20 protein-coding genes are annotated in these 22,556 nt (G+C 61.2%); 16 read left to right on the top strand and 4 right to left on the bottom strand.

The window, feature by feature from the left end:
* Positions 1 to 176: 176 nt before the first annotated feature.
* The 5 genes from AB5Y92_RS11540 to AB5Y92_RS11520 all read left to right on the top strand — a co-directional run bounded on the left by AB5Y92_RS11540 (position 177) and on the right by AB5Y92_RS11520 (position 5,415).
* On the top strand, positions 177 to 1,535 hold the full coding sequence (locus AB5Y92_RS11540; protein ID WP_368226813.1) for an NCS2 family permease: 1,359 nt from the start codon (positions 177 to 179) through the stop codon (positions 1,533 to 1,535).
* A 238-nt stretch (positions 1,536 to 1,773) separates the two neighbouring features.
* Positions 1,774 to 2,844, top strand: coding sequence for a dihydroxyacetone kinase subunit DhaK (dhaK, locus tag AB5Y92_RS11535; RefSeq protein ID WP_043851621.1), 1,071 nt, complete (start codon positions 1,774 to 1,776; stop codon positions 2,842 to 2,844).
* 15 nt (positions 2,845 to 2,859) lie between these two features.
* The gene (dhaL, locus tag AB5Y92_RS11530) at positions 2,860 to 3,489 is read left to right on the top strand and encodes a dihydroxyacetone kinase subunit DhaL (RefSeq protein WP_368226812.1); all 630 of its coding nucleotides are present in this window, start codon (positions 2,860 to 2,862) and stop codon (positions 3,487 to 3,489) included.
* A gap of 1 nt (position 3,490) precedes the next feature.
* The gene (gene dhaM / locus AB5Y92_RS11525; RefSeq protein WP_042052611.1) at positions 3,491 to 4,207 is read left to right on the top strand and encodes a dihydroxyacetone kinase phosphoryl donor subunit DhaM; all 717 of its coding nucleotides are present in this window, start codon (positions 3,491 to 3,493) and stop codon (positions 4,205 to 4,207) included.
* A gap of 125 nt (positions 4,208 to 4,332) precedes the next feature.
* Positions 4,333 to 5,415, top strand: coding sequence for a glycerol dehydrogenase (locus tag AB5Y92_RS11520; RefSeq protein ID WP_124930310.1), 1,083 nt, complete (start codon positions 4,333 to 4,335; stop codon positions 5,413 to 5,415).
* Between the two features lie 219 nt (positions 5,416 to 5,634).
* Here the strand turns inward: AB5Y92_RS11520 and dhaR are convergent, their stop codons facing one another.
* Positions 5,635 to 7,536, bottom strand: coding sequence for a dihydroxyacetone kinase operon transcriptional regulator DhaR (gene dhaR, locus AB5Y92_RS11515; RefSeq protein WP_368226811.1), 1,902 nt, complete (start codon positions 7,534 to 7,536; stop codon positions 5,635 to 5,637).
* Positions 7,537 to 8,000: 464 nt separating this feature from the next.
* Between dhaR and AB5Y92_RS11510 the strand changes: the two genes are divergently transcribed.
* Positions 8,001 to 8,453: a hypothetical protein gene (locus tag AB5Y92_RS11510; RefSeq protein ID WP_368226810.1), complete on the top strand. Its 453-nt coding sequence runs from the start codon at positions 8,001 to 8,003 to the stop codon at positions 8,451 to 8,453.
* 370 nt (positions 8,454 to 8,823) lie between these two features.
* On the opposite strand, the gene ydiK is transcribed toward AB5Y92_RS11510, so the two are convergent.
* Together ydiK and AB5Y92_RS11500 are read right to left on the bottom strand one after the other, a co-directional pair.
* Positions 8,824 to 9,909 carry an AI-2E family transporter YdiK gene (ydiK, locus tag AB5Y92_RS11505; protein WP_335841893.1) on the bottom strand — a complete coding sequence of 362 codons (1,086 nt, stop codon included), beginning with the start codon at positions 9,907 to 9,909 and terminating at the stop codon, positions 8,824 to 8,826.
* Positions 9,906 to 11,294 (bottom strand): phosphatase PAP2 family protein, encoded by a 1,389-nt coding sequence (locus tag AB5Y92_RS11500; RefSeq protein ID WP_368226809.1) that lies wholly within the window; start codon positions 11,292 to 11,294, stop codon positions 9,906 to 9,908. The genes ydiK and AB5Y92_RS11500 overlap by 4 nt, the downstream gene beginning before the upstream one ends.
* A 185-nt stretch (positions 11,295 to 11,479) precedes the next feature.
* Here AB5Y92_RS11500 and AB5Y92_RS11495 point away from each other — a divergent pair, with 185 nt between their 5' ends.
* The 9 genes from AB5Y92_RS11495 (at position 11,480) to AB5Y92_RS11455 (ending at position 19,613) form a co-directional block, all read left to right on the top strand.
* A complete protein-coding gene (locus tag AB5Y92_RS11495; protein WP_005340143.1) occupies positions 11,480 to 11,860 on the top strand; it encodes a hypothetical protein in 381 nt (126 codons plus the stop codon).
* Positions 11,861 to 12,116: 256 nt separating this feature from the next.
* Positions 12,117 to 12,515, top strand: a complete 399-nt coding sequence (gene hslR / locus AB5Y92_RS11490; protein WP_005340141.1) for a ribosome-associated heat shock protein Hsp15 — start codon at positions 12,117 to 12,119, stop codon at positions 12,513 to 12,515.
* A gap of 77 nt (positions 12,516 to 12,592) precedes the next feature.
* Positions 12,593 to 13,477, top strand: a complete 885-nt coding sequence (gene hslO / locus AB5Y92_RS11485; protein ID WP_368226822.1) for an Hsp33 family molecular chaperone HslO — start codon at positions 12,593 to 12,595, stop codon at positions 13,475 to 13,477.
* Between the two features lie 149 nt (positions 13,478 to 13,626).
* Positions 13,627 to 15,252 (top strand): phosphoenolpyruvate carboxykinase (ATP), encoded by a 1,626-nt coding sequence (gene pckA / locus AB5Y92_RS11480; protein WP_005340139.1) that lies wholly within the window; start codon positions 13,627 to 13,629, stop codon positions 15,250 to 15,252.
* 193 nt (positions 15,253 to 15,445) lie between these two features.
* Positions 15,446 to 16,111 carry a GntR family transcriptional regulator gene (locus tag AB5Y92_RS11475; protein WP_005340138.1) on the top strand — a complete coding sequence of 222 codons (666 nt, stop codon included), beginning with the start codon at positions 15,446 to 15,448 and terminating at the stop codon, positions 16,109 to 16,111.
* Positions 16,112 to 16,144: 33 nt separating this feature from the next.
* Positions 16,145 to 17,947 (top strand): aminopeptidase P family protein, encoded by a 1,803-nt coding sequence (locus tag AB5Y92_RS11470; RefSeq protein ID WP_005355029.1) that lies wholly within the window; start codon positions 16,145 to 16,147, stop codon positions 17,945 to 17,947.
* Positions 17,948 to 18,034: 87 nt separating this feature from the next.
* A complete protein-coding gene (locus AB5Y92_RS11465) occupies positions 18,035 to 18,439 on the top strand; it encodes a nitrous oxide-stimulated promoter family protein (protein ID WP_005356534.1) in 405 nt (134 codons plus the stop codon).
* A 111-nt stretch (positions 18,440 to 18,550) separates the two neighbouring features.
* A complete protein-coding gene (locus tag AB5Y92_RS11460; RefSeq protein ID WP_043822605.1) occupies positions 18,551 to 19,048 on the top strand; it encodes a GNAT family N-acetyltransferase in 498 nt (165 codons plus the stop codon).
* 97 nt (positions 19,049 to 19,145) lie between these two features.
* The gene (locus tag AB5Y92_RS11455) at positions 19,146 to 19,613 is read left to right on the top strand and encodes a glycine zipper 2TM domain-containing protein (RefSeq protein ID WP_005340126.1); all 468 of its coding nucleotides are present in this window, start codon (positions 19,146 to 19,148) and stop codon (positions 19,611 to 19,613) included.
* Positions 19,614 to 19,696: 83 nt separating this feature from the next.
* On the opposite strand, the gene amt is transcribed toward AB5Y92_RS11455, so the two are convergent.
* A complete protein-coding gene (gene amt, locus AB5Y92_RS11450) occupies positions 19,697 to 21,124 on the bottom strand; it encodes an ammonium transporter (RefSeq protein ID WP_005355035.1) in 1,428 nt (475 codons plus the stop codon).
* 505 nt (positions 21,125 to 21,629) lie between these two features.
* Between amt and AB5Y92_RS11445 the strand changes: the two genes are divergently transcribed.
* Complete coding sequence (locus tag AB5Y92_RS11445; protein ID WP_368226808.1) at positions 21,630 to 22,553, top strand: GGDEF domain-containing protein; 924 nt, start codon at positions 21,630 to 21,632, stop codon at positions 22,551 to 22,553.
* The last annotated feature ends 3 nt before the right edge of the window (positions 22,554 to 22,556 follow it).

The raw sequence follows: 22,556 nt of genomic DNA, 5'->3' as shown, positions 1-22,556 counted from the left end.
CGCTTGATCCCTCCCTTACACGCTCTCACCGCTTGAGTCTTAGAATGAGCTCCGAATGGACTCAAAATGTAAAATAGTGACGAAAAAGTCAGGTTATCCGCTGTATTTGCCGCGAATTCTTGCTATTTTGCGCGCCACCAACGCAAACGATTTCCTTCACACTTTCAGGATTAGTTATGGCAAAGCAAGATATGGCCGCCCAAACAGGGACTGGCGGCTTTCTGGACTCTTATTTTTCCATTTCTGCGCGCGGCAGCAGCGTGCGTCAGGAGCTGGTCGCGGGGCTGACCACCTTCCTGGCGATGGTCTACAGCATCATAGTGGTGCCGAACATGCTGGGTGCTGCCGGCTTTGAGCAGGGCCCGGTGTTTGTGGCCACCTGTTTGATCGCCGCCTTCGGCTCCCTGCTGATGGGGCTGTGGGCCAAGCTGCCGATGGCTATCGGTTGCGCCATCTCCCTCACCGCCTTTACCGCATTCAGTCTGGTACTGGGTCAGGGACTGAGCATTCCGGTCGCGCTGGGTGCCATCTTCCTGATGGGGGTGCTGTTCACCCTGATCAGCGTCACCGGCGTGCGCCAGTGGATCCTGGATAACCTCCCCTCCGGCATCGCTCACGGCACCGGCATCGGTATCGGTCTGTTCCTGCTGCTGATCGCCACCAACGGCGTCGGCATGGTGATCAAGAACGAAGGGGCCGGTCTGCCGGTGCAGCTGGGTGAAGTGGCCGCTTTCCCGGTCATCATGACGGTGCTGGGTCTGGCCGCCATCTTCGGTCTGGAGCGTCGCAAGGTGCCGGGCGGAATCCTGATGGTGATTATCGCCATCTCCATCCTCGGCCTTATCTTCGATCCGAAAGTGACCTGGCAGGGCTTCTTCGCCATGCCGAGCCTGACTGGAGAGAAGGGCTCTCTGGTGGGCAGCATGGATCTGCTGGGCGCCCTCAATCCGGTGGTCATTCCGACCGTGTTGGCGCTGGTGATGACAGCCGTGTTTGACGCTACCGGTACCATCCGTGCCGTGGCCGGTCAGGCTGGCCTCATCAACGAGCGTGGCCACATCATCAGCGGCGGCAAGGCCCTGACTGCCGACTCCGTCAGCAGCATGGTGGCCGGTGCCGTTGGTGGCGCTCCGGCTGCCGTCTACATCGAATCTGCCGCAGGCACCGCAGCAGGCGGCAAGACCGGTCTGACCGCCACGCTGGTCGGCGTACTGTTCCTGCTGATGATCTTCCTCTCCCCGCTCAGCTATCTGGTACCGGCTTACGCCACCGCACCGGCTCTGATGTACGTCGGTCTGCTGATGCTGGGCAACGTCACCAAGCTGGACTTCAGCGACTCGGTCGATGCGCTCTCCGGCATGCTGTGCGCCGTCTTTATCGTGCTGACCTGCAACATCGTGACCGGCATCATGCTGGGCTTCGTGGCGCTGGTCGTTGGCCGCATCTTCGCTGCCGAGTGGAAGAAGCTGAACGTCGGCACCGTCATCATCGCCCTGGCGCTGGTGGTCTTCTATGCCGGTGGCTGGGCCATCTAACCCGCCCGCATATTCCGGTTATAGCGAAGGGCCCTGCGGGGCCCTTTTTCATGGCTGTGAGTCAGCTAACAGTTTCCCGCCCGCTAGCCCCGCGCCGTTTCAGATTGAAACATCCATCCCCCTTCTGCTGTTTCAAATCCGAACCAAATCGCCCGTCATTTTTATCCCTTTTTCTGTCGTTAGACTGGCTCCATCAACCATTTGCCCACCCGAGCGGTGGCAAGCCAAGGAGTGAGCCATGAAGAAACTGATCAATGCCGTCGATGCCGTGGTCCGTGAACAACTGATGGGGATGGCAGCCGCCCACCCCGAGCTCAAGGTACGTATCGAACCCCACTACATCACCCGCGCCGACTCCCCCGTGATGGGCAAGGTAGCGCTGGTCTCCGGCGGTGGTAGCGGCCACGAGCCGATGCACGGCGGGCTGGTGGGCAAAGGGATGCTGGATGGCGCCTGCCCCGGCGAGATTTTTACCTCCCCGACCCCGGATCAGATGTACGAGTGCGGTCAGGCCGTTGATGGCGGCGCGGGCGTGCTGTTTCTGGTGAAGAACTACACCGGCGACGTACTCAACTTCGAGACCGCGGTCGAGCTGCTGCACGGCGATGGGGTCAAGGTGGGCTTCGCCCTGATCGATGACGATGTCGCGGTCAAAGACAGCCTCTACACCGCAGGTCGCCGTGGCGTCGCCACTACAGTGCTGTGCGAGAAGCTGGTCGGTGCCGCCGCCGAGGCGGGCTACGATCTGGCGCGCTGCGAGGCGCTGGCCCGTCGTATCAACAACCAGAGCCGCACCATAGGCGTGGCCATGCATGCCTGCACTGTGCCTGCTGCTGGCAAGCCCTCCTTCACTCTGGCGGACAACGAGCTGGAGTTCGGCGTCGGTATTCACGGCGAGCCGGGCATCGAGCGTCGCCCCTTCACCGACCTCAATACCCTGGTGGACGATATGTTCAGCGAGCTTACTGACAACACCCCCTATGGCCGCACCCTGCGCCACTGGGATCGCACCAGCGGCAGCTGGCAGGAGGAGCACACCTTTATCGAACCGCTCAACAAGGGTGATCGGGTCATCGCGCTGGTCAACAGCCTCGGCGGCACCCCGATTTCAGAGCTCTACGGTGTCTATGGTCGCCTCGCGACCCTGTGCGAGGAGGCGGGCATCCATCTGGTGCGCAACCTGATCGGCCCCTACTGCACCTCCCTCGACATGACCGGCATCTCCATCACCCTGCTCAAGGTGGATGACGAACTGATGACCCTGTGGGATGCCCCCGTTCACACCCCCGCCCTGCGTCGCGGCTGCTAAGGAGTGCCGATAGCCATGCTAAGCAAACACCAAATCGTCAACTGGCTGCTCGACTGCGAACACATTTTTACCGAGCAGCGTGACTACCTCACCGCGCTGGATACCGATATCGGCGACGGCGACCACGGCCTCAACATGCAGCGCGGCTTCGCCAAGGTGGCCGAGAAGCTGCCAGCAGTGGCGGACAAGGATATCGGTCAGGTGCTGAAAACCACCGGCATGACATTGCTCTCCTCGGTCGGTGGTGCCAGCGGCCCGCTCTATGGCACCTTCTTTATCCGGGCCGCGGCCAGCAGCGATGCCTGCCAGAGCCTCAGTCTCAGCCAGCTGTGCAAAATGCTGAGCGACGGGGTGGAGGGGATCGTCTCGCGCGGCCGTGCCGAGCCGGGCGACAAGACCATGTGCGACGCCTGGTGGCCGGCACTGGCCGCCCTGCAACAGGCGCAGCAGCAAGAGCTGCCCCTCAACGAAGCGCTGGACAAGGCGGTGGTGGCAGCCGCAGCCGGTACCGAGGCGACCATCCAGATGCAGGCCCGCAAGGGGCGCGCCAGCTATCTTGGCGAGCGCTGCATCGGCCATCAGGATGCCGGGGCCACCTCGACCCTGCTGCTGCTTACCGCCCTGCGTGACAGAGCGAGGTTGTGACATGATCGGAATCGTAGTTGTCTCTCACAGCGCCATGCTGGCGGCCGGATTGAAAGCGCTGGCCGACCAGCTCGGCAGCCCGGCCAGATTGCTGCTGGCGGCCGGGGTCGATGATCCCGACCACCCCATCGGCACCGACGCCATCGCGGTGATGAGTGCAATTGAAGAGGCGGATGACGGCAGCGGTGTGCTGGTGCTGATGGACTTGGGCAGCGCTCTCCTGAGTGCCGAGACCGCCCTCGAACTGCTGCCCCCGGAGCTGAGCGCGAGGGTGCGGCTCTGCCCCGCTCCGCTGGTCGAAGGCACTCTGGCCGCTGTGGTGGCGGCCGGTTCCGGCCTGACGCTGGATGAGGTGGCCGCCGAGGCGCTCGGTGCCCTTGGCCCGAAACAAGCGATGCTGCCTGCCAGCGCGGCGCAGGCCGCCACCGAGACAGCCCCCGTTGCCGACGACGGCTGGCTGCGCTGCGAGGTGGTGGTGGATAACCCCCACGGCCTGCATGTGCGCCCCGCCGCCCGGCTGGTAGCCGCCCTCAAGCCCTTTGCCGCTGAGCTCAAGCTGCAAAAGGGGGATAAAGAGGCCAATCCCCGCAGCCTGACCCGGCTCGCCATGCTCAACGTGCGTCAGGGCGACCAGCTCACCCTGCTGGCGCGCGGCGAGGATGCCACCGCCGCCCTGACCTGCTTCCAGCAGCTGGCCGACGAGCGCTTCGGCGACTGACGCCACTGCTTCAAGGGGCTGCACTCGCTCGCTGAGCCTGTGCAGCACCATTCAAGACGAAGGAGTCCCCGGCACTGCCGCCCCTTCGCCCCGATTCTTAATTCATAAAGAGAGAGGGATAAAATATGGACCGCATCATCATCAGCCCCAGCAAATACGTGCAAGGCAACGGGGCCCTCGCCAATATCGGCAACTACGTCAAAGCGCTCGGCAGCAAGCCGCTTATTCTGGCCGACGCCTTCGTCACCAAGCTGGTCGGCGATACCGTGGCCACCAGCTTCCACGGCGCCGGTATCAAGCCGGAGTTCGACTGCTTCAACGGCGAGTGCTCCCGCCCCGAGATCGACCGCCTGCTGGCCCGCTGCAAGCAGACCCCGTTTGACGTCATCATCGGCATCGGCGGCGGCAAGACGCTGGATACCGCCAAGTCGGTCGCCTTCTACCAGAAGGTACCGGTGGTCATAGTGCCCACCATCGCCTCCACCGATGCCCCCACCAGCGCGCTGGCGGTCATCTACACCCCGGAAGGGCAGTTCAGCGAATACCTGATGATCCCGACCAACCCCAACATGGTCATCATGGATACCGGCGTGGTCTCCCGCGCTCCGGTGCGGCTCTTGGTCTCCGGCATGGGGGATGCGCTCTCTACCTACTTCGAGGCGCGCGCCAACAAGGTTTCCGGTTGCCAGACCATGGCCGGTGGCGCCTCCACGCTGGCGGCGCAGGCCATTGCCGAGCTCTGCTACAAGACCCTGCTGGCCGATGGCTACAAGGCCAAGCTGGCGGTGGAGCAGGGGCTCTGCACCAAGGCGGTGGAGAACATCATCGAGGCCAACACCTATCTGAGCGGTATCGGCTTCGAGAGCAGCGGTCTGGCCGCCGCCCACGCCATCCATAACGGTCTGACCCAGCTGGCCGAGTGTCACCACCTCTACCACGGTGAGAAAGTGGCGTTCGGTACCCTGGTGCAGCTGGTGCTGGAGAACGCCCCGATGGCGGAGATCGAAACCGTGTTGGCCTTCTGCCGCTCGGTGGGCCTGCCGACCAACCTGCATATGATGGGGGTCAAGGAGCTGGATATGGCGCGCCTGATGGAGGTGGCCAAAGCCTCCACCGCCGAGGGCGAGACTATCCACAATATGCCGTTCAAAGTCACCGCCGAGGATGTGCTGGCGGCCATCGTCACCGCCCACCAGCTGGGGCTGTAATACCAATCACATTAAAGATTCTCTCTCCACTTGAGAGAGGATGAGGAGAGGTAACCGTAGGGTGCAATGAAATTGCACCATTATTGGAGCCGCGAGGTTGCCGGTGCAATGCGCTTCGCTTATTGCACCCTACGTCCTGACCTCGCCATATAAAACGGCCCCGCATCTGCGGGGCCGTTGCGTTTTCTGCGGGCCGGTTCGCAACGGCCTTAATAACCGTCAGCCGTGATAGTCGGCGGGATCGATCTCGAGCAACTTGAGTCGCCGCCAGAGGGTGGTGCGGCTGATACCCAGATGCTGGGCCATCTGGCTCACCTGCCCCTTGCAGGCGTGAGCGCAGCGCAGGATGGCCTGCCGCTCCAGCTCCGCCAGCGTGAGCAGCGGTTGCCCCACCACCTCGTCCGCCACCTGCTGATAACCGTGCCGAATGGCGGCGGGCAGCGCCTCGGGCGGGATCGGCCCCTGACCGGCGTGAAGCAGGGCATGTTCGACGGCGCTGCGCAGCTCCCCCAGATTGCCGGGCCAGGGATAGGCCAGCAGGCAGTCGAGGGCCGCCGGACTGAACTGGCGCACCGGCTCGCGCCCCTGCGCCCCCAGCTGCTGGCTGATCAGGCCCGGCAGATCGGCCGCGCGCTCCCGCAGTCCCGGCAGCCACAGCTCGCACGCCTGCAAGGCATAGAGCAGCTGGCGGCCAAACAGCCCCTCCTGCACCAACTGCTCCAGCGGGGCGCTGCTGGTGGCGATGATCCGCACCTTGAGCGGCAGGATGCGGGCCGAATCGAAGCGCTGGATGCGACCGGTCTTGAGCAGTTGCAGCAGCGCCGCCTGCATGGGGGCGGAGAGACACTCAACCTGCTCCAGCACTAACGTGCCGCCGTGGGCCAGCTCGAACTTGCCTGCCCGCTCCTGCCCCGCCTCGTCAGAGCCCATCAACTCCAGCGCCATCCGCTCGCTCGGCAGCGCCTTGCAGTTGAGGGTAATAAGCGGCCCGGCGGCCCGTTCGCTGCCAAAGTGGATCGCCTCCGCCAGCTGGGCCTTGCCCACTTCCTCCTCGCCGCGCAGCAGGATCGGCCCCTGACTCTGGGCCGCCTGCCGGGCATAGCGCAGCAGCTTGCGCATGGCGCTCGACTCCCCCACCAGCGCCGACAGCTCGGGTACCGTCTGGCGCAGCTGGTGAATGGCCCGCAGCCGATCGACCGGGTGCAGCAGGGCGATAAAGCTGACCCCCTCGGGCCCCGGCAGCGGCTTGAGGCTCACCAGCGCATTGATGAACTCCCCCTCCTGCGCGCCAAGCCGCTCCAGCGTCACCTCCACATGGCTGAGCGGCGTCTGCCCCCTGATGGCCAGCTGCAACCGCTGGGGCAACAGCAAGTGCTGCTCCAGCGGCTGGCCGAGACAGAGCGCCGGATCGAGCCGCAGCCGGTGGGCCGCCAGCGCGTTGAGGTAGCGCAGTCGGCCCTGCGGATCCCAGGCCAGCACGCCGTCATCCATGCCATCGAGCAGGGCGTACAGTTCGCTCAGGTGATGCTGGGACTCCTGCATCAGGGTCTCCATCTGCAGCAGATGGGCCAGCTCGCGCCCGGCGCTGACGGTGAGCGCCAGATCGCCGGCGCTCGCCTCCTCCACCTTGCAGATCAGAGCGATGATGGCGACCTGACGGCCATTGCTGTTGTAGACCGGGCTGGCGCAGCTATGCCACGGATGGAGGGTCTGGTTGAAGTGCTGGGGGCCGCTGACACAGAGCGGCACGCCCTCCAGCGCCGCCAGATTGATGGCATTGGTGCCGATGCGCCCCTCGCTGAAAAAGGCGCCGGGGCCAAACCCCAGCGCCGCCAGCTCGCGCAGGGTGTCGGGATGGCCGGTCTGGGCCAGCAGGCAGCCGCTCTCGTCGGTGAGCAGCAGGGCGCAGGGGCGCCCCTCCATAAATTCGTAGAGATCTTCGAGGGCCATCTCGCCGGTGGTGAGCAGGTCGCGCTTGCGCTGGCGCAGGCTCTGCAAGGTCTGCCCCTTGGCGCAGTGGGGCGGATGCCAGAGGGTGGCACTGGTCTGGTGGGCGCAGCGCAGCCAGGATGCCTGCAGATAGTCGGGCCAAGCGAGCAGCGGCTGAAGGTCAGATGGCATGGTCACAGCAATATCCGGCAAGATGTGAGCCGACCATTTAACCACGCCAGCGCCCCCGATTCAGTGACCTGCCTCAGAGGGTGGCAAGCCCGTCATTCTCCCGGTCGGGTTCACCGTCAGCAAATTGCTGGCCGAGCCAGTAGCAGAAGGCGCGGCACTCCTTCGATTTTTTGATATATAGCCCCCGATCACACTACTGACTTGTTTATGAAGAGGAGACCGGATGGCGCTTTCCATTGCCGCTCCGAAAGTGTATTTTTGCTCGATGGCCAAAAATAGAGCCAAAGGGAGATGTTGAGCGAATAGGTTCAGCACCAGAGATTGGGCGGTGATGTTGTGATTTAAAATGAATTTTCGTGACGGTAATCAGGGCGAACCAGAGTTATATGGAAGGCTCTATTAACGGATTAGTACCGCTTTCCATCTAATCTCTGTTATGTGCTTTGGCGTTGCTGGAGGTAAAGATGGAATTTGAAGTAGATGATAAAAAGTTAGCTACATTGTTAAATCAACGGTCAATTCCTGTGTTGTATCGCACAGGAGAAAAAGGAGCACCCTTATATGTAAAGCTTCCATTTGAAACAACGAATATGGCTTGGCTTAGAAATAATGCAACTAGAAAACCTAAATGGAATACAGAACATAAATGGTGGGAAACTCCTAAAGCTTGGTTCAATGACTTAGTTAAACGTTGTCTACAAAAATATGGGAAGGTTTATATTATCCAGCCATATAGGCAGCAAGAAAAATGCGCCCCAGCATGTTGGAATGCGGAAGGCCACGAGTGCTCGTGCTCATGTATGGGTGAGCACCATGGCTCAATGAATTCCGTAAATGACTGGTACGTCGTATCAGACACTTTTGCAACTAAATGGCACCATCTTTCTGTTGCATGTCGACTAATGATGAAAAAATAAAAACGCACATAACAAACGCCTCAAGAGGGACTGTCAACGCGTGGCGTTTCCAGCCCGTAGGTTCGATTAGCCGTCAGGCGTAATCGGACGTTCGCGTAAATTAATTCCCCGCTATAACGGCCATCCATATTTCTCCTCTGCCAGATGCCGCTGATTCACGGAAATACCGGAACAACGGCATCTCGATCGTCCGATTACGCTTCGCTAATCGAACCTACATCAGACGGTAATATGTGGGATATGCAGGTTGGCGCGGATCTGCCAATCTGACGCCATCGCCATAATCACAATCACCACAAATAACAGAGCCGCCCTTATGGGCGGCTCTTTGTATCAGCTATGGTGACTGATTCGTCTTTTTACTGAATCGTTATTGGGCTTTGGGCGCGTCAACCGCCGCGGTCGCCGATTGGTCATCTTCCTTGATCCAGGCATCCAGCAGGGTGTAACCCACCGCCAGCACCACGGGGCCGATAAACAGACCGATAATCCCCATCGCCAGCAAGCCACCGATAACCCCCACCAGAATGAGGATGAGCGGCAGATTGGCGCCGCGCTTGATGAGGAAGGGGCGCAGGAAGTTGTCCATGGTGCCCGCAAACAGTGACCAGACCAGCAGGAAGGTACCCCAGGTGGTGTCGCCGCTCCAGTAGAGATAGCCGATACAGGCCAGCAGCACCGGGAAGGGGCCGATCTGGGCGACGATCAGCAAGAACATCACCACCACCAGCACCATGGCATAGGGGATACCGGCAATCAGCAGGCCAATACCGGCCACCGAGGATTGCACCAGCGCGGTCACTACCACCCCCATGGCCACGGCACGGATCGCCTGAGAGGCCAGTACGGTGGCGTTGTCGCCCCGTTGCCCTGCCAGACGGTGGGCAAAGCGGCGAATGCCGGTCGCCACCACTTCACCGGAGTGGTAGAGCAGGCCGCAGATGCCGACAGTCAGCAGGAAGTGAACGAACAGCAGCCCAAGATTGCCCGCCTGAGCGGCAAGCCAGCGGGCGGTCTGGCCAAAGTAGGGGGCCAGCTTGGCAAACAGCACCTGACCACCGCTCGCCAGAATTTGCTGCCAGAAGCCGTAGAGCTTGTCGCCTACCAGCGGAATTTGTTGCAGCCAGAGCAGCTCGGGCGGCGGCGACTGGCTGATATGGGTACCCAACTCGATCAGCATGGGTGCTTTCTCCGCCACATTGGCCAGCGTCATAAAGAGCGGGATAACGAACATCAGCAGCAGCACCAGCGTCATGAAGAGGGCCGCCAGGGTGCGTTTGCCCCACAGCACCCGCTGCACCATCAGCATCAGCGGCCAGGTAGCGATGGTGATCATGGTGGCCCACACCAGCGCGGGCAGGAAGGGCTTCAGCACCAGGAAACAGGAGATAATCAGGATGCTGAGAAACAGCACCCCCAGGGTTATCTTGGCCAAATCCACTTTTTTCATGTTCATAGGGTTTCCCTGTCAGGGCATCCGCCCCTGGGTCGAGAGTCTTGTTTCAAGAGAGATAGTATCCACCAGAGGCCAGCGCTCAACCAGAGCCCCAGCCCGAAAAAGAGCACAAACTGACCAAGCAGTATGGCCAGCGAACTGCTGGTCAGCAGCGGCAATACCCACGCGCCCGCCACCATCAACAGCATGCCAGCCAGCACCACGGCGCCGGTCAGCCACGGAGAATAACCGTCGCGCACCTGCGTGACCCGCTCCCCAAGCCAGAGGCCCAGCGCCGCCAGCCCGATCCCGGCCAGATGGGCCGACTGGCTCAGACCAGCGCAAACCAGTGCTGTAGCGATCAGCAATCCCCAAGCGGATGAACGCTGATCCAGCCGCCAGTATGGGCGAACCGCCAGCAGCAAGGCGCCAATCAGCAGGCCAACCGCCACATCGGAGATAAAGTGCACCCCGAGCCAGACCCGCGCTAGACCGGTGGTGAGGGCCAGCAACAGCGCCAGCGAGTAGGCCAGCCCGCGCCGGGCAGGCCAGAGCCAGCCAAGCAGCGCCCCCCAGAACAGCAGGGCCGAAGCGGTATGGCCGCTCGGCATGCCAAAGCCTTGCGCGCTCTGGGTTGCCAGCAGTGGTTGCAGATGGAAGGGGCGCGGCCAGCCGATCCCCTCCTTGCTTGCCTGCACCAGCAGCCCAAGCCAGAGCATGGCGAACAGCAGCTGGCGCAGCCGCGGCCACCCCAGCAGCGGGAGCAGCAAAGGTATCAGGGCAAGCTGAAAGCCGCCTGAACCAAACAGATTGCTGACCGACAGCCACCAGACATCGGGCCCCAGCCACTGCTGCAGGCGCACCATCAGCGGGATCTCGGCCTGATGCAGCGCATTGCCCAGTATCACGAAATCGGCCTGCCAGTACACCTCGCTCTCGGGCACCTTATCCAGTCGGGATTGCAGCCAGTCGAGCTGATCCGGGAAGCGGCGCTGCTCGCGGGGCAGCTTGTCCACCGCGATCAGCCTGGCATTGAGTATCTCCCCGCCCAGATTGGGGGCCTTCAGGATGGAGACAAACGCAGTGTCTTGCTGCGCGACAATCGGTTCCAGCGTGCGGCAGGCGAAGATAACCGCTCGCTGCCAGCGGCCCAAGTCCTGCACCACCTCCCCCCGCAAGCCGGTCTCTTCATAGAGTTCGCGCAGCGCCGCCTGCTGCGGGCTCTCGCCGCCATCGATATAGCCACCGCTCAGGCTGTAGCGGGAGGAGATGCGATCCTGCACCAGCAGCAGTTGATCCTGATGGCGGATGGCGCAGGCGGCTGCCGTGGGGCCAGCCGGTTCGGCGCTCAGGGCTGGCAGAACGGCAAACAGCGCCAGCAAGAGTAAAAAGAGGGTTCTCGACATCAATTTGCTTTCCCTATGCACAATGGCGACAAGCCTCCCAGAAATCATATAGTTGGGCAACGGTAGCGGCCGGATCACCGCCGTTCCCGCCGCGCTGGCGGTGCACGGAAGATTGCGATGAAGCAGGGCACTCCCTACTATTGGCGGCTATCTTCAATTTCATGCAGCAAATGCTGGAGCCCTCCATGAGACAGTTCGGCTTTTTCCTCGGCATCGCCATCGGTGTCATTTTGATCCTGTTCGGCAGCATCGTCATCTTCCAGGCGCTCCCTGCCGCACTGGATGTGCTGGAGATGCCAAGCCGCATCCCGTTCGTGCGCGAGGTCTACACCTGGCTGATGACCAGCGCCAACGGCCTGACCGCCCAGCTGGAGCAGAACTTCCTGGAAGCGTTCCAGACCGTGCTCAAGCTGATCCTGCTCATCACCTTCATGTGGGTCTGCGTCAAGCTGGTCAACATGGGGGTGCTGATTATCCGTGCCGGGGTTGACCTCATCCGCACCGCCATCGCCCACAGCGAAGGCCCCCACGACCAGAAGAAGCCGGATCAGCACGATCACTTCTGACTCTGACATGGTCGATGGATGTGAACGCTGCCGCCCCCAACCGGGGCGGCAGTGTTATATGCGCGGTATGAAGGCCACTCCCAGCCCCCATGAGTACCCGATAAAGCAGCGGCTTTCCCTTGTGAATCAGCAAACTGCCCATATGTTGCATCACCTTGACATGGTTTGCGCCCCGCGCGGCGGCTGCCCGGTTTCTATCCCGACCCCGTGCTCTGGTATAATCGACCACCTCTTTTCCCCGTTATGGAGCCTGTTCATGCCCAATCATGCAGAAAGTGCCCTCGAGGTTCGTCTCGACAAGTGGTTGTGGGCGGCCCGTTTTTACAAGACCCGCTCCATTGCGCGGGATCAGATAGACGGGGGCAAGGTGCACTACAATGGTCAGCGCAGCAAACCGGGCAAACAGGTGGAAGTGGGGGCACTGATCCGCTTCTGGCAGGGGCAGGACGAACGCGAAGTGCGGGTGCTGGCCTTGAGCGAGCAGCGCAAATCGGCACCGCTGGCCCAGCAGCTCTATGAAGAGACCGCCGAGAGCCTGAAAAAACGGGCCGAGAACAGCGAGGCGCGCCGCTTCAACAGCCAGTTTGCCCCCAGCCCCGAGCGCCGCCCCGACAAGCAGGAGCGACGCCAGTTGCTCAAGGTCAAACAGTACTGACCGACCCCGATTTGATACCGGGCTGGCATCAACCCCAGCCCGCCCGATTTACCTCACCGAAAAGCCAGGAATACATGATGAGCAACCAAGATCTGCTGTATCGCTATCTGTTTGAAGAGTACGAAGTGCGTGGCGAGCTGGTCCAGCTGGATCACACCTACCGCCACGTGGTGGAAGCCCAGAACTACCCGGTGCAGGTGCAAAAACTGCTGGGCGAGCTGCTGGTCGCCACCAGCCTGCTGACCGCCACCCTCAAGTTTGAAGGCTCCATCACGGTGCAACTGCAGGGCGATGGCCCGGTGCGTCTGGCCGTGATCAATGGTGACAACAACCAGCAGCTGCGCGGTGTGGCCCGCTATGAAGGCGAGCTGCCGAGCGATGGCAAGCTGCAGAGCCTGATTGGCAACGGCCAGCTGATCATCACCATCACCCCGGAGCAGGGCGAGCGCTATCAGGGCATCATCGCGCTGGACGCCGATACTCTGGCGGGTTGCCTGGAGCACTACTTCGCCCGCTCCGAACAGCTGGCCACCAAGCTGTGGATCCGCACCGGTTACCACGAAGGTGCGCCGCGCGCTGCCGGCATCATGCTGCAGGAGCTGCCCGCCCAGAGCGAGGATCACAGCAACGATTTCGATCACCTGACCCAGCTCACCAGCACCATCAAGGATGAAGAGCTGTTCGGCCTGCAGGCAGAAGAGATCCTCTACCGTCTCTACCATCAGGACAAGGTGCGGGTGTTCGATCCGCAGGCGGTCGAGTTCCGTTGCACCTGCTCCCGCGAGCGCTGCGAAGGGGCTCTGTTGCAGATAGAAAAGGAAGAGGTCATGGAGATGGTGCAGGAGCTCGGCAAGATCGACATGCACTGTGATTATTGCTGCGCCCAGTACCAATTTAATGGGATCGATGTCGAAACCCTGTTCAGCAGGGCTCCCGGCAATGATGCAAACCAGTTACACTAATTAAAGGCGGGCAAAACCCGCCTTTAACTTTAATAACAAAAAAATACCCTATTTTATAAAGTTTGATGGCGATCGCTAAACTCTACCACCTAAGTGATAGGATGACCGTCAGATAGAACCCTACCAACCTCTGAACCCAGGAGAATACAATGACAATCGTGGCAGAACCCACCCTGGCCCAACAATTAGGACTGGACCAGTACGGCATCAAAAACAGCCAAGAAATCGTTCGCAACCCCTCTTACGAGCAGCTTTTCGCGGAAGAGACACGCCCTGACCTGGAAGGGTTTGAGCGCGGTGTGGTGACCGAGCTGGGCGCCGTCAACGTAAACACCGGTATCTTCACCGGTCGCTCCCCGAAAGATAAATATATCGTCAAAGATGCCACTACCCAGGATACTGTGTGGTGGTCTGACCAGGGTAAAAACGATAACAAAGCCATTACCCCGGAAGTGTGGTCACATCTGAAAGGGCTGGTCACCAAACAGCTCTCCGGCAAGCGCCTGTTTGTGGTCGACGGTTTCTGCGGTGCCAACCCGGATACCCGCCTGGCCGTGCGCATCATCACCGAGGTTGCCTGGCAGGCACACTTCGTGAAAAACATGTTCATCCGTCCGAGCGATGAAGAGCTGAAAACCTTCAAGCCTGACTTCGTGGTGATGAACGGTGCCAAGTGCACCAACCCGAACTGGAAGGAGCAGGGTCTCAACTCCGAGAACTTTGTTGCCTTCAACATGACCGAGAAGATGCAGCTCATCGGTGGCACCTGGTACGGTGGCGAGATGAAGAAGGGCATGTTCTCCATGATGAACTACTTCCTGCCCCTGCGCGGCATTGCCTCCATGCACTGCTCCGCCAACGTGGGTCAGGACGGCGACGTCGCCATCTTCTTCGGCCTCTCCGGCACCGGCAAGACCACCCTCTCCACCGACCCGAAGCGTCAGCTGATCGGCGATGACGAGCACGGCTGGGATGACCACGGCGTGTTCAACTTCGAAGGGGGCTGCTACGCCAAGACCATCAAGCTCTCCGAAGAGGCCGAGCCGGACATCTACCACGCCATCCGTCGCGATGCGCTGCTGGAGAACGTGACCGTTGCTGCCGATGGCACCATCGACTTCGATGATGGCTCCAAGACCGAGAACACCCGCGTCTCCTACCCCATCTATCACATCGACAACATCGTCAAGCCGGTCTCCAAGGCAGGTCACGCCACCAAGGTGATCTTCCTGACTGCCGACGCCTTCGGCGTGCTGCCCCCGGTCTCCAAACTGACCAAAGAGCAGACCAAGTACCACTTCCTGTCTGGCTTTACCGCTAAACTGGCCGGTACCGAGCGCGGCATCACCGAGCCGACTCCGACCTTCTCCTCCTGCTTCGGCGCAGCCTTCCTCTCCCTGCACCCGACCAAGTACGGTCAGGAGCTGGTGAAACGGATGGAAGCGGCAGGTGCAGAGGCCTATCTGGTCAACACCGGCTGGAACGGCACCGGCAAGCGCATCTCCATCAAGGATACCCGCGCCATCATCGACGCCATCCTGGATGGCTCCATCGAGAAGGCCGAAACCAAGGTGCTGCCGATCTTCAATCTGGAGATCCCGACCGCGCTGCACGATGTGAACCCGGCGATCCTCGACCCGCGCGACACTTACGCCGACAAGGCCGAGTGGGATGCCAAGGCCGTCGATCTGGCAGGGCGCTTTATCAAGAACTTCGAGCGCTTCACCGATAACGATGAAGGCAAACGTCTGGTTGCGGCAGGCCCGCAGCTGTAACAGGCTCGCTTCGTATCAGTGAGATCATGCCGGTCAGCCACGCTGACCGGCATTTTTGTTTTGGTGGAGCCCCGAACGCCGCCATCGCCCCCGTTAAAGGGGCCAAAGCCTTGCCTTTGCCTGTTGTGACAGGTTAGATTCAGCCAAACTTTATACAATATACAATTCTGTAACGCCCAATCGTGACCCGACCATGACCCCACCCTACAAGACCCGAACCCAGATGGTGATGGAAAACCTCCGTGGCCGGATCCTACGTGGGGAGTTCCCCGCCGGCGCCCCCCTGCGTCAGGATGCCATCGCCAAAGAGCTGGCCGTGAGCCGCATTCCGGTGCGCGAAGCCCTGATGCAACTGGAGGCACAGGGGCTGGTCAAGTTCGAAGCCCATCGCGGCGCCGTGGTCACCATGCTGGACGCCTCGGCCATCGAAGAGCTCTTTTATTTGCGAGCACTGCTGGAAGCCGATACCCTGTTTCACGCCGTCGACAAGATGACGGAAGCCACCTTCGCGCAAGCGGAGGCGATCCTCGCCCAGTTTGATCACGCCCTGGAGTCAGGCACCCAGATCGAACATTGGGCCGAGTTGAACCACAGCTTTCACGCCACCCTCTATCAGGCAGCCGGTCGCCCCCAGGCACTTGAACTGATCGCCCAGATCAATCTGAGCTGTGACCGCTATGTCCGCTTCGAGCTGCTGTTTGCCAGCGACGGGGTGGACAAGGCGGAGCGTGAACACGCCCAATTGCTGGAACTGTGCCGCGCCCGGCGCAAGCACGAGGCGGTGGTGCTGCTCAGGCAGCATATCGAAGCAGCAGGTCAGTCGATCAAGCGGATCCTGGCCAGCGGCCATAAAAACTGAACACTCATATAGCAACCATCTGGCACTAACGACATGAATAATTTCGAGATAATTGAAACCCGCGTCGCCCAAGTCAGGGCCGAGCTGGCCATGCAGGAGTTGGACGCCTTTATCGTCCCCCACGATGATGAGCACCTCGGCGAGTACATCCCCGCCTATGCCGAGCGGCTTGACTGGATCACCGGTTTCAACGGCTCTGCCGGCGTCGCCATCATCATGGCACAGCGGGCAGCCCTCTTTGTCGATGGTCGCTATACGGTGCAGGCGCGGATGCAAACCCCCGCCGAACTATTCGAATTCCTCCACCTCATTGAAAATCCTCATGTGCAGTGGCTGGCCGAACAGCTGCCGTCAGGCTCCCGGGTTGGCTTCGATGCCCGCCTGCACAGCCTGACCTGGTACAAGAATGCCAAGGCCGTGCTGGCCGACCGCGGTATCGAGCTGATCCGCGTCGAGCAGAACCCCATCGACCTGAACTGGAGCGATCGCCCAGAGCCGACCAAGAGCCCGGTCATCCTCTACAGCGAGGAGCTGGCAGGCCAGTCCAGCCAGTCCAAACGTGAACAGCTGGCGGCGGACCTGCGCAAGCGCGGGCTGGATGCGGTGCTGCTGACCCAGGCCGAGCCCATCAACTGGCTGCTCAACCTGCGCGGCCGCGATATCGACCGGCTGCCGGTGGTGCTGGGCTTTGCCGTGCTCTACGCCAACACCAGCATGGATTTCTTCGTCGATACCGACAAAATTGACTGCTTCGCCTTCACCCAACACGTGGGACAGGATGTCTCCGTCTACCCCATCGACAAGCTGGGCGACGTGCTGCAACGCATCGGTGAAGATCAGCAGAAGGTGCTGGCCGATCCGGACAGCGCCAACGCCTGGACCCAGCTCGTCATGGAAGAGGCGGGCGCCATTCTGGTGGCAGGGCAAGACCCCACCATGCTGCCGAAAGCGTGCAAGAACGAGATCGAGCTGACCGGTATGCGTGCCGCTCACCTGCGTGATGGCGTGGCCATGACCCGCTTCCTCGCCTGGCTGGATCGGCTGGTCGCCTCCGGCGAGTTCGAGGGTGTGGATGAAGGCACTCTGGCCGATCAGGTGGAAGCGTTCCGCCGCGAGCAGGAGCACTACGTCGAGCCGAGCTTCGATACCATCTCCGCGCTAGGCCCCAACGCCGCCATGTGCCACTACCACCACACCAACGGCACCCCGCGCGCGTTTGGTCAGGACAGCCTTTATCTGCTGGACTCCGGCGCCCAGTATATGGATGGCACCACCGACATCACCCGCACCATCAAGGTGGGTGAGGTGAGCGACGAGCAGAAAGCGATGTTTACCCGGGTACTGCAGGGCCATATCGCGCTGGATCAGGCCCGCTTCCCCCGTGGCACCGCCGGTATCCAGCTCGACGTGCTGGCCCGCATGCCGCTGTGGCAAGCCGGTTACAACTACGACCACGGCACCGGTCACGGCGTCGGACACTTCCTGAGCGTCCACGAAGGGCCCCAGCGCATCGCCCCGAAAGGGAGCATGGTCGCCCTGCAACCGGGCATGGTGCTCTCCAACGAGCCGGGCTACTACCGCGAAGATGGCTTCGGTATCCGCTGCGAGAACCTGGTAGTCGTGACCGAGCTGGAACAGGTTGGCGAGCTGCCGATGCTGGGCTTCGAGCGCCTGACCTACGTGCCGTTCGATACCCGCCTGATCGATCGCAGCCTGCTGAGCCCGGCCGAATTCCGCTGGATCAACGAATACCATGTCGAGGTGTTCCGCCGCCTGAGCCCGCTGCTCGAGGGCGAGGATCTCGCCTGGCTGGAGCAGGCAACCAGCCTCATCTGATGACACAGGGCCTGCGGGCCCTGTTTTTTATCCCCCCTTTTGACCTGTATCAACACCCAAAGCGAGCAGGTCAGGAGAATGGCGGCCATGAAAAGTCATCATGCCAGCCCAGCCCGGGGCTCACACGCCGCAGCCAGCAAAAAGGCGAGTGACCACCCCAGACTCATGCGCGAGCAGCAGACGGTCAGCGCCATGATCCGCCTCTACTGCCAGCACCATCATCAGGATCCCCATTGCCGCCACTGTCGCCAGTTGCGGGATTTCGCCCATCAGCGTCTTCGTCGTTGCCGTTATGGCCACGGCCACAAACCCACCTGCGCCAATTGCAACATCCACTGCTACGCCCCGGCGATGCGCAAACAGATCCAGCAGGTGATGAAATGGAGCGGCCCGCGCATGTTGCTGCGCCACCCCTGGCTCACCCTCCGCCACCTGCTCGACGGCTTGCGCAAAGCTCCCAAACTGCCTCAGAGCCGCCCCCTGCCGCCATAACCGCCAATCCCTTGCATCCGGCAGGGGATGACCACTACCCTATGGCTCCTTTTTGCCGTTGACCCCAAGGTCAGCGGCGTTGCCGATCCGTTTGCTGCCAATGGAGTCCTGATGCACCACAACCCGCCCCTGCTACGCCCCGCCACCCACAATGACATGCACGCCATCTGGCAGATCGATGCCAAGGTGTTTGGCGAAGATGTCTATCCCGCCTTCTTCTTCCGTCAGGCGATGGATTTGTGGCCCGAGTTGTTGCTGGTGGCTGAATACGAGGGGCAGCTGGTGGGTTATGTGCTGGGGGGATTCGGTCAGGAGCGGTCGCAAGGCTGGGTGCTCTCGCTGGCGGTGCTGCCCGAGGCGCGCGGTTTCGGTCTGGCCGAGCGAATGATGCGCCAGATGGAGGCCAACCAGCAGGCGCTGCAGATCAGCGAACTGCGGCTCACGGTCGATCCGGCCAATCCGGCCCAGCGCCTCTACTACCGGCTCGGTTACACATTGCAGGCGGAAATAGCCGACTACTTCGGCCCCGGAGAAGACCGCCTGCTGCTGGTTAAAACCCTCTCCGGTACAGCTGCGATTCAAGGACAAAACCGGTTACAGAACGCATAATTGGTTACATTTTGCCGATTTCATGTGTGACGGGGTTGGAGTAAAGTTCACTCATCAACCGGATTGTTCAAATTACGTGCAGCCCAGGAGGCCCACCATGTTGAAGCGTATGACCCTTATTGCCCTGCTGGCAGCTACCACCATCACCGGATGCGCCAACAGTGACGTTTACTCTGGCGATGTTTACACCAAAGACCGCGCCAAACAGGTGCAGACCGTCAGCTACGGCACCATCATCTCTACCCGCCCGGTCAAGATCCAGGCCGATGAGAACTCCCTGATTGGCACCATTGGCGGCGCCGTGGTCGGTGGCCTGCTGGGCAGCACAGTCGGTGGCGGCACCGGACGCGACATCGCAGCCGCAGGCGGCGCCATCGCCGGTGCTGCGGCAGGCAACGCCATCGGCAACAAGATGAATCAGGTCGACGGCGTCGAGCTGGAGATCAAGAAAGAGAACGGCGAAGCCATCGTGGTCGTGCAGAAAGCCAGCCCCACCTTCACCCCGGGCGCCCGTGTACGCATGACTCAGGGCAATGGCAGCATCAACGTGGCCGTCGTGAACTAAGCGTGTGAACTCAGGCTTTGCAGCTTTAGAGTCATAAAAAAACCGCCGATCCCGGCGGTTTTTTTGTTGTCTGGCATTCGGGATTACATGCTGTAAGCCTTCTCGCCGTGGGAGGTGACATCCAGCCCTTCCCGCTCGGCATCGCCGTTCACCCGCAGACCCACCAGCATGTCGACCGCCTTGAAGGCAATCGCCGCCACGGCACCGGACCAGAGCAGGGTGACACCGACCCCGATAGCCTGGATCTTCACCTGAGTCAGGATGGAGTAGCCCTCGGCCACCTGATTGGTGACATAGTCCCACACCCCGGTGCCGCCCAGATCCGGGCTGGCAAAGACGCCGGTCAGCAGGGCGCCGAGAATGCCGCACACCCCGTGTACGCCAAACACGTCCAGACTGTCATCGGCACCCAGCAGGCGCTTGAGACCGTGGACACCCCACAGACCCGCCACGCCACTGATAAGGCCCATCACCAGACCACCGCCCACACCGACGAAACCGGCTGCCGGGGTGATCACCACCAGACCGGACACCGCACCGGATGCCGCACCCAGCAGGGAGGGACGTCCCTTCATCACCCACTCGGCCAGCGTCCATGAGAGAGCTGCTGCAGCCGGCGCTACCCAGGTGTTGATAAAGGCGAGTGCGGCAATACCGTTGGCTTCCAGCGCGGAGCCCGCGTTGAAACCGAACCAGCCGAACCAGAGCAGGGAGGCGCCGATCATGGTCATGGTCAGGCTGTGGGGGGTCATGGGATCACGACCGTAACCCAGACGCTTGCCCACCAGATAGGCACCAACCAGACCCGCCACGGCGGCGTTGATGTGCACTACGGTGCCGCCTGCAAAGTCCAGCGCACCATGCTGGAACAGATAACCGGCCGTTGCAGTCGCTGTGGCCGCAGCCTCGGCGCTGGTATAGGCATCCGGACCCGCCCAGTACCACACCATATGAGCCAGTGGGATATAGGCGAAGGTGAACCAGATCACCGAGAAGAGCAGCACGGCAGCAAACTTGATGCGCTCGGCAAACGCCCCCACGATAAGGCCGCAGGTGATGGCGGCAAAGGCCCCCTGGAACACCACATAAATCAGCTCGCTGATCCCGACACCCTTGCTGAAGGTGGCGGCGATGGAGTCAGGGGTTACCCCCTTGAGCAGCACCTTGCTGAAGGAGCCATAGAAATTGCCCCCCTCGGTAAAGGCCAGCGAATAACCGTAGATCACCCAGAGCACGCAGATGAGGCAGAACAGGGTAAAGACCTGCATCAGCACGCTCAGCATGTTTTTGGCCCGTACCAGACCACCGTAGAAGAGGGCCAGACCGGGGATCGACATCAGGATCACCAGCGCCGCCGAGAGCAGCATCCAGGTGTTGTCACCCTTGTTGATTGTCATGGCGGCAACCGGTGCCACCGCCGCCTGTACCTGAGCGACCTCTTCGGCCCAACTTGGGGTAACCAGCAAGGCAGGCAACATCGTCAGACCCGCCATCATCCATTTTTTGACCATAGAGCACTCTCCTTCCCTGTCGTACCGGTACAAGACCGGCTCCGTTTCCCTGATTGAATCTGTGGCGAACCGCAAGGTGTTGCTGCAACCCGCCAGAATCACACCCGCGCCCGGCACGGGGATGTCTCTTGCCACTTCCTCATCACTGCGTCTGCCGCCGATGACCACAAGAGACCGTCTGACATGTAAAAAGCATAAAGCGGGCCACAAATTTAAATCCTTTTAAATCATCGCATTAGTAAGATCACTCATCATCAATGCACCAATTTGGCGCATGAGCTGCGCTAACCTGCCCAGGGTCGCCCTGTCGCAGGGCAGGCGATACTTCACGCACCAGAAGTGCGCAAACCCTGAGCCAGCCCACAAGCTGACGTCATCGATATCGCGCGCTGCGGGCCCGCTCGTTTACACTGACAGACCAGCCGTTTCCTGTTATCCGACCACGGCATGCCATTACACAGCCCCTGGTTTGCAAGCTGATGGCAGGCCCAATCCGAGGAACACCATGCAGTTCGATCGTCTCGACATCAGCCTCTCCCACTATCGTCATCTCGACCGGGAGCATCGCGCCCACATCGCGCTGCTGGGGATAGTGATGCTGGCCATCATGGCCCTTCATCTGTTGCTGCTGCCCCACTTCCCCTACGAACGCTTTTACGCCGTCAGCTTTGGCTTCGAGGTGATCAACTGGCTCACCATGCTGTTCCTGTTCTGGGTGGTGCAGTGCGCCCACCTGCCCACCCATACCTACCGCATGCTCTCCTGCGGTCTGATGTTGTGGATCATGGGGGCCACCGCCGACATCATGGATGAACTGGTGGCGCAGCCACTCTGGCTCGCCATCTATGCCGAGGATCTGCTGCGCTCCAGCGGCATCCTGCTCAGCAGCATCGGCATCCTGAGCACCATGCACCACCTCTTCCACATCAATACCCAGCTCAGACAACAGGCACTGTTCGACGATCTGACCCGGCTGCCAAACCGGCGCTACTTTCATCAGCAGCTGTTTCTGGAGCAGGGGATTTGCCACGCCCTCATCCTGCTGGATCTGGATCACTTCAAGGTGATCAATGACAACTACGGCCACGATATCGGGGATCGGGTGTTGCAGCAGTTTGGCGAGCTGTTGCAACAGCACTGCCCGCCCGGTGCGCTGGCGGCCCGTGTCGGGGGTGAAGAGTTTGCCCTGCTGCTGCCCGTCGCCCACGAAGCCGAGCTGCAGCAACTGGCCAACACCCTGCTCACTGCGACCCGCACCATAGCCCCCGACCCGACCCATACCATGACGGTCAGTCTGGGAGTGGGAGTCCGCGAGCCCAAGGAACCGGCAGTCTCGCTGTTCAAGCGGGTGGATCAGGCGCTTTATGGCGCCAAGGAGGCGGGCAGAAACTGCGCGGTATGGGCGACGCCGACTAACAAGGAGGCGTGAAGA

This window comes from Aeromonas sp. R1-1 (assembly GCF_040908495.1).
GTDB classification, from domain to species: domain Bacteria; phylum Pseudomonadota; class Gammaproteobacteria; order Enterobacterales; family Aeromonadaceae; genus Aeromonas; species Aeromonas veronii.
The sequence above is the reverse complement of the archived record's forward strand: the minus strand, read 5'-3'. Positions and strand labels throughout refer to the sequence as shown.

Coding starts and splice junctions, on each gene's coding strand:
- AB5Y92_RS11540 (WP_368226813.1), top strand. CDS start 177: ATGGCAAAGCAAGATATGGCCGCCCAAACAGGGACTGGCGGCTTTCTG.
- dhaK (WP_043851621.1), top strand. CDS start 1,774: ATGAAGAAACTGATCAATGCCGTCGATGCCGTGGTCCGTGAACAACTG.
- dhaL (WP_368226812.1), top strand. CDS start 2,860: ATGCTAAGCAAACACCAAATCGTCAACTGGCTGCTCGACTGCGAACAC.
- dhaM (WP_042052611.1), top strand. CDS start 3,491: ATGATCGGAATCGTAGTTGTCTCTCACAGCGCCATGCTGGCGGCCGGA.
- AB5Y92_RS11520 (WP_124930310.1), top strand. CDS start 4,333: ATGGACCGCATCATCATCAGCCCCAGCAAATACGTGCAAGGCAACGGG.
- dhaR (WP_368226811.1), bottom strand. CDS start 7,536: ATGCCATCTGACCTTCAGCCGCTGCTCGCTTGGCCCGACTATCTGCAG.
- AB5Y92_RS11510 (WP_368226810.1), top strand. CDS start 8,001: ATGGAATTTGAAGTAGATGATAAAAAGTTAGCTACATTGTTAAATCAA.
- ydiK (WP_335841893.1), bottom strand. CDS start 9,909: ATGAACATGAAAAAAGTGGATTTGGCCAAGATAACCCTGGGGGTGCTG.
- AB5Y92_RS11500 (WP_368226809.1), bottom strand. CDS start 11,294: ATGTCGAGAACCCTCTTTTTACTCTTGCTGGCGCTGTTTGCCGTTCTG.
- AB5Y92_RS11495 (WP_005340143.1), top strand. CDS start 11,480: ATGAGACAGTTCGGCTTTTTCCTCGGCATCGCCATCGGTGTCATTTTG.
- hslR (WP_005340141.1), top strand. CDS start 12,117: ATGCCCAATCATGCAGAAAGTGCCCTCGAGGTTCGTCTCGACAAGTGG.
- hslO (WP_368226822.1), top strand. CDS start 12,593: ATGAGCAACCAAGATCTGCTGTATCGCTATCTGTTTGAAGAGTACGAA.
- pckA (WP_005340139.1), top strand. CDS start 13,627: ATGACAATCGTGGCAGAACCCACCCTGGCCCAACAATTAGGACTGGAC.
- AB5Y92_RS11475 (WP_005340138.1), top strand. CDS start 15,446: ATGACCCCACCCTACAAGACCCGAACCCAGATGGTGATGGAAAACCTC.
- AB5Y92_RS11470 (WP_005355029.1), top strand. CDS start 16,145: ATGAATAATTTCGAGATAATTGAAACCCGCGTCGCCCAAGTCAGGGCC.
- AB5Y92_RS11465 (WP_005356534.1), top strand. CDS start 18,035: ATGAAAAGTCATCATGCCAGCCCAGCCCGGGGCTCACACGCCGCAGCC.
- AB5Y92_RS11460 (WP_043822605.1), top strand. CDS start 18,551: ATGCACCACAACCCGCCCCTGCTACGCCCCGCCACCCACAATGACATG.
- AB5Y92_RS11455 (WP_005340126.1), top strand. CDS start 19,146: ATGTTGAAGCGTATGACCCTTATTGCCCTGCTGGCAGCTACCACCATC.
- amt (WP_005355035.1), bottom strand. CDS start 21,124: ATGGTCAAAAAATGGATGATGGCGGGTCTGACGATGTTGCCTGCCTTG.
- AB5Y92_RS11445 (WP_368226808.1), top strand. CDS start 21,630: ATGCAGTTCGATCGTCTCGACATCAGCCTCTCCCACTATCGTCATCTC.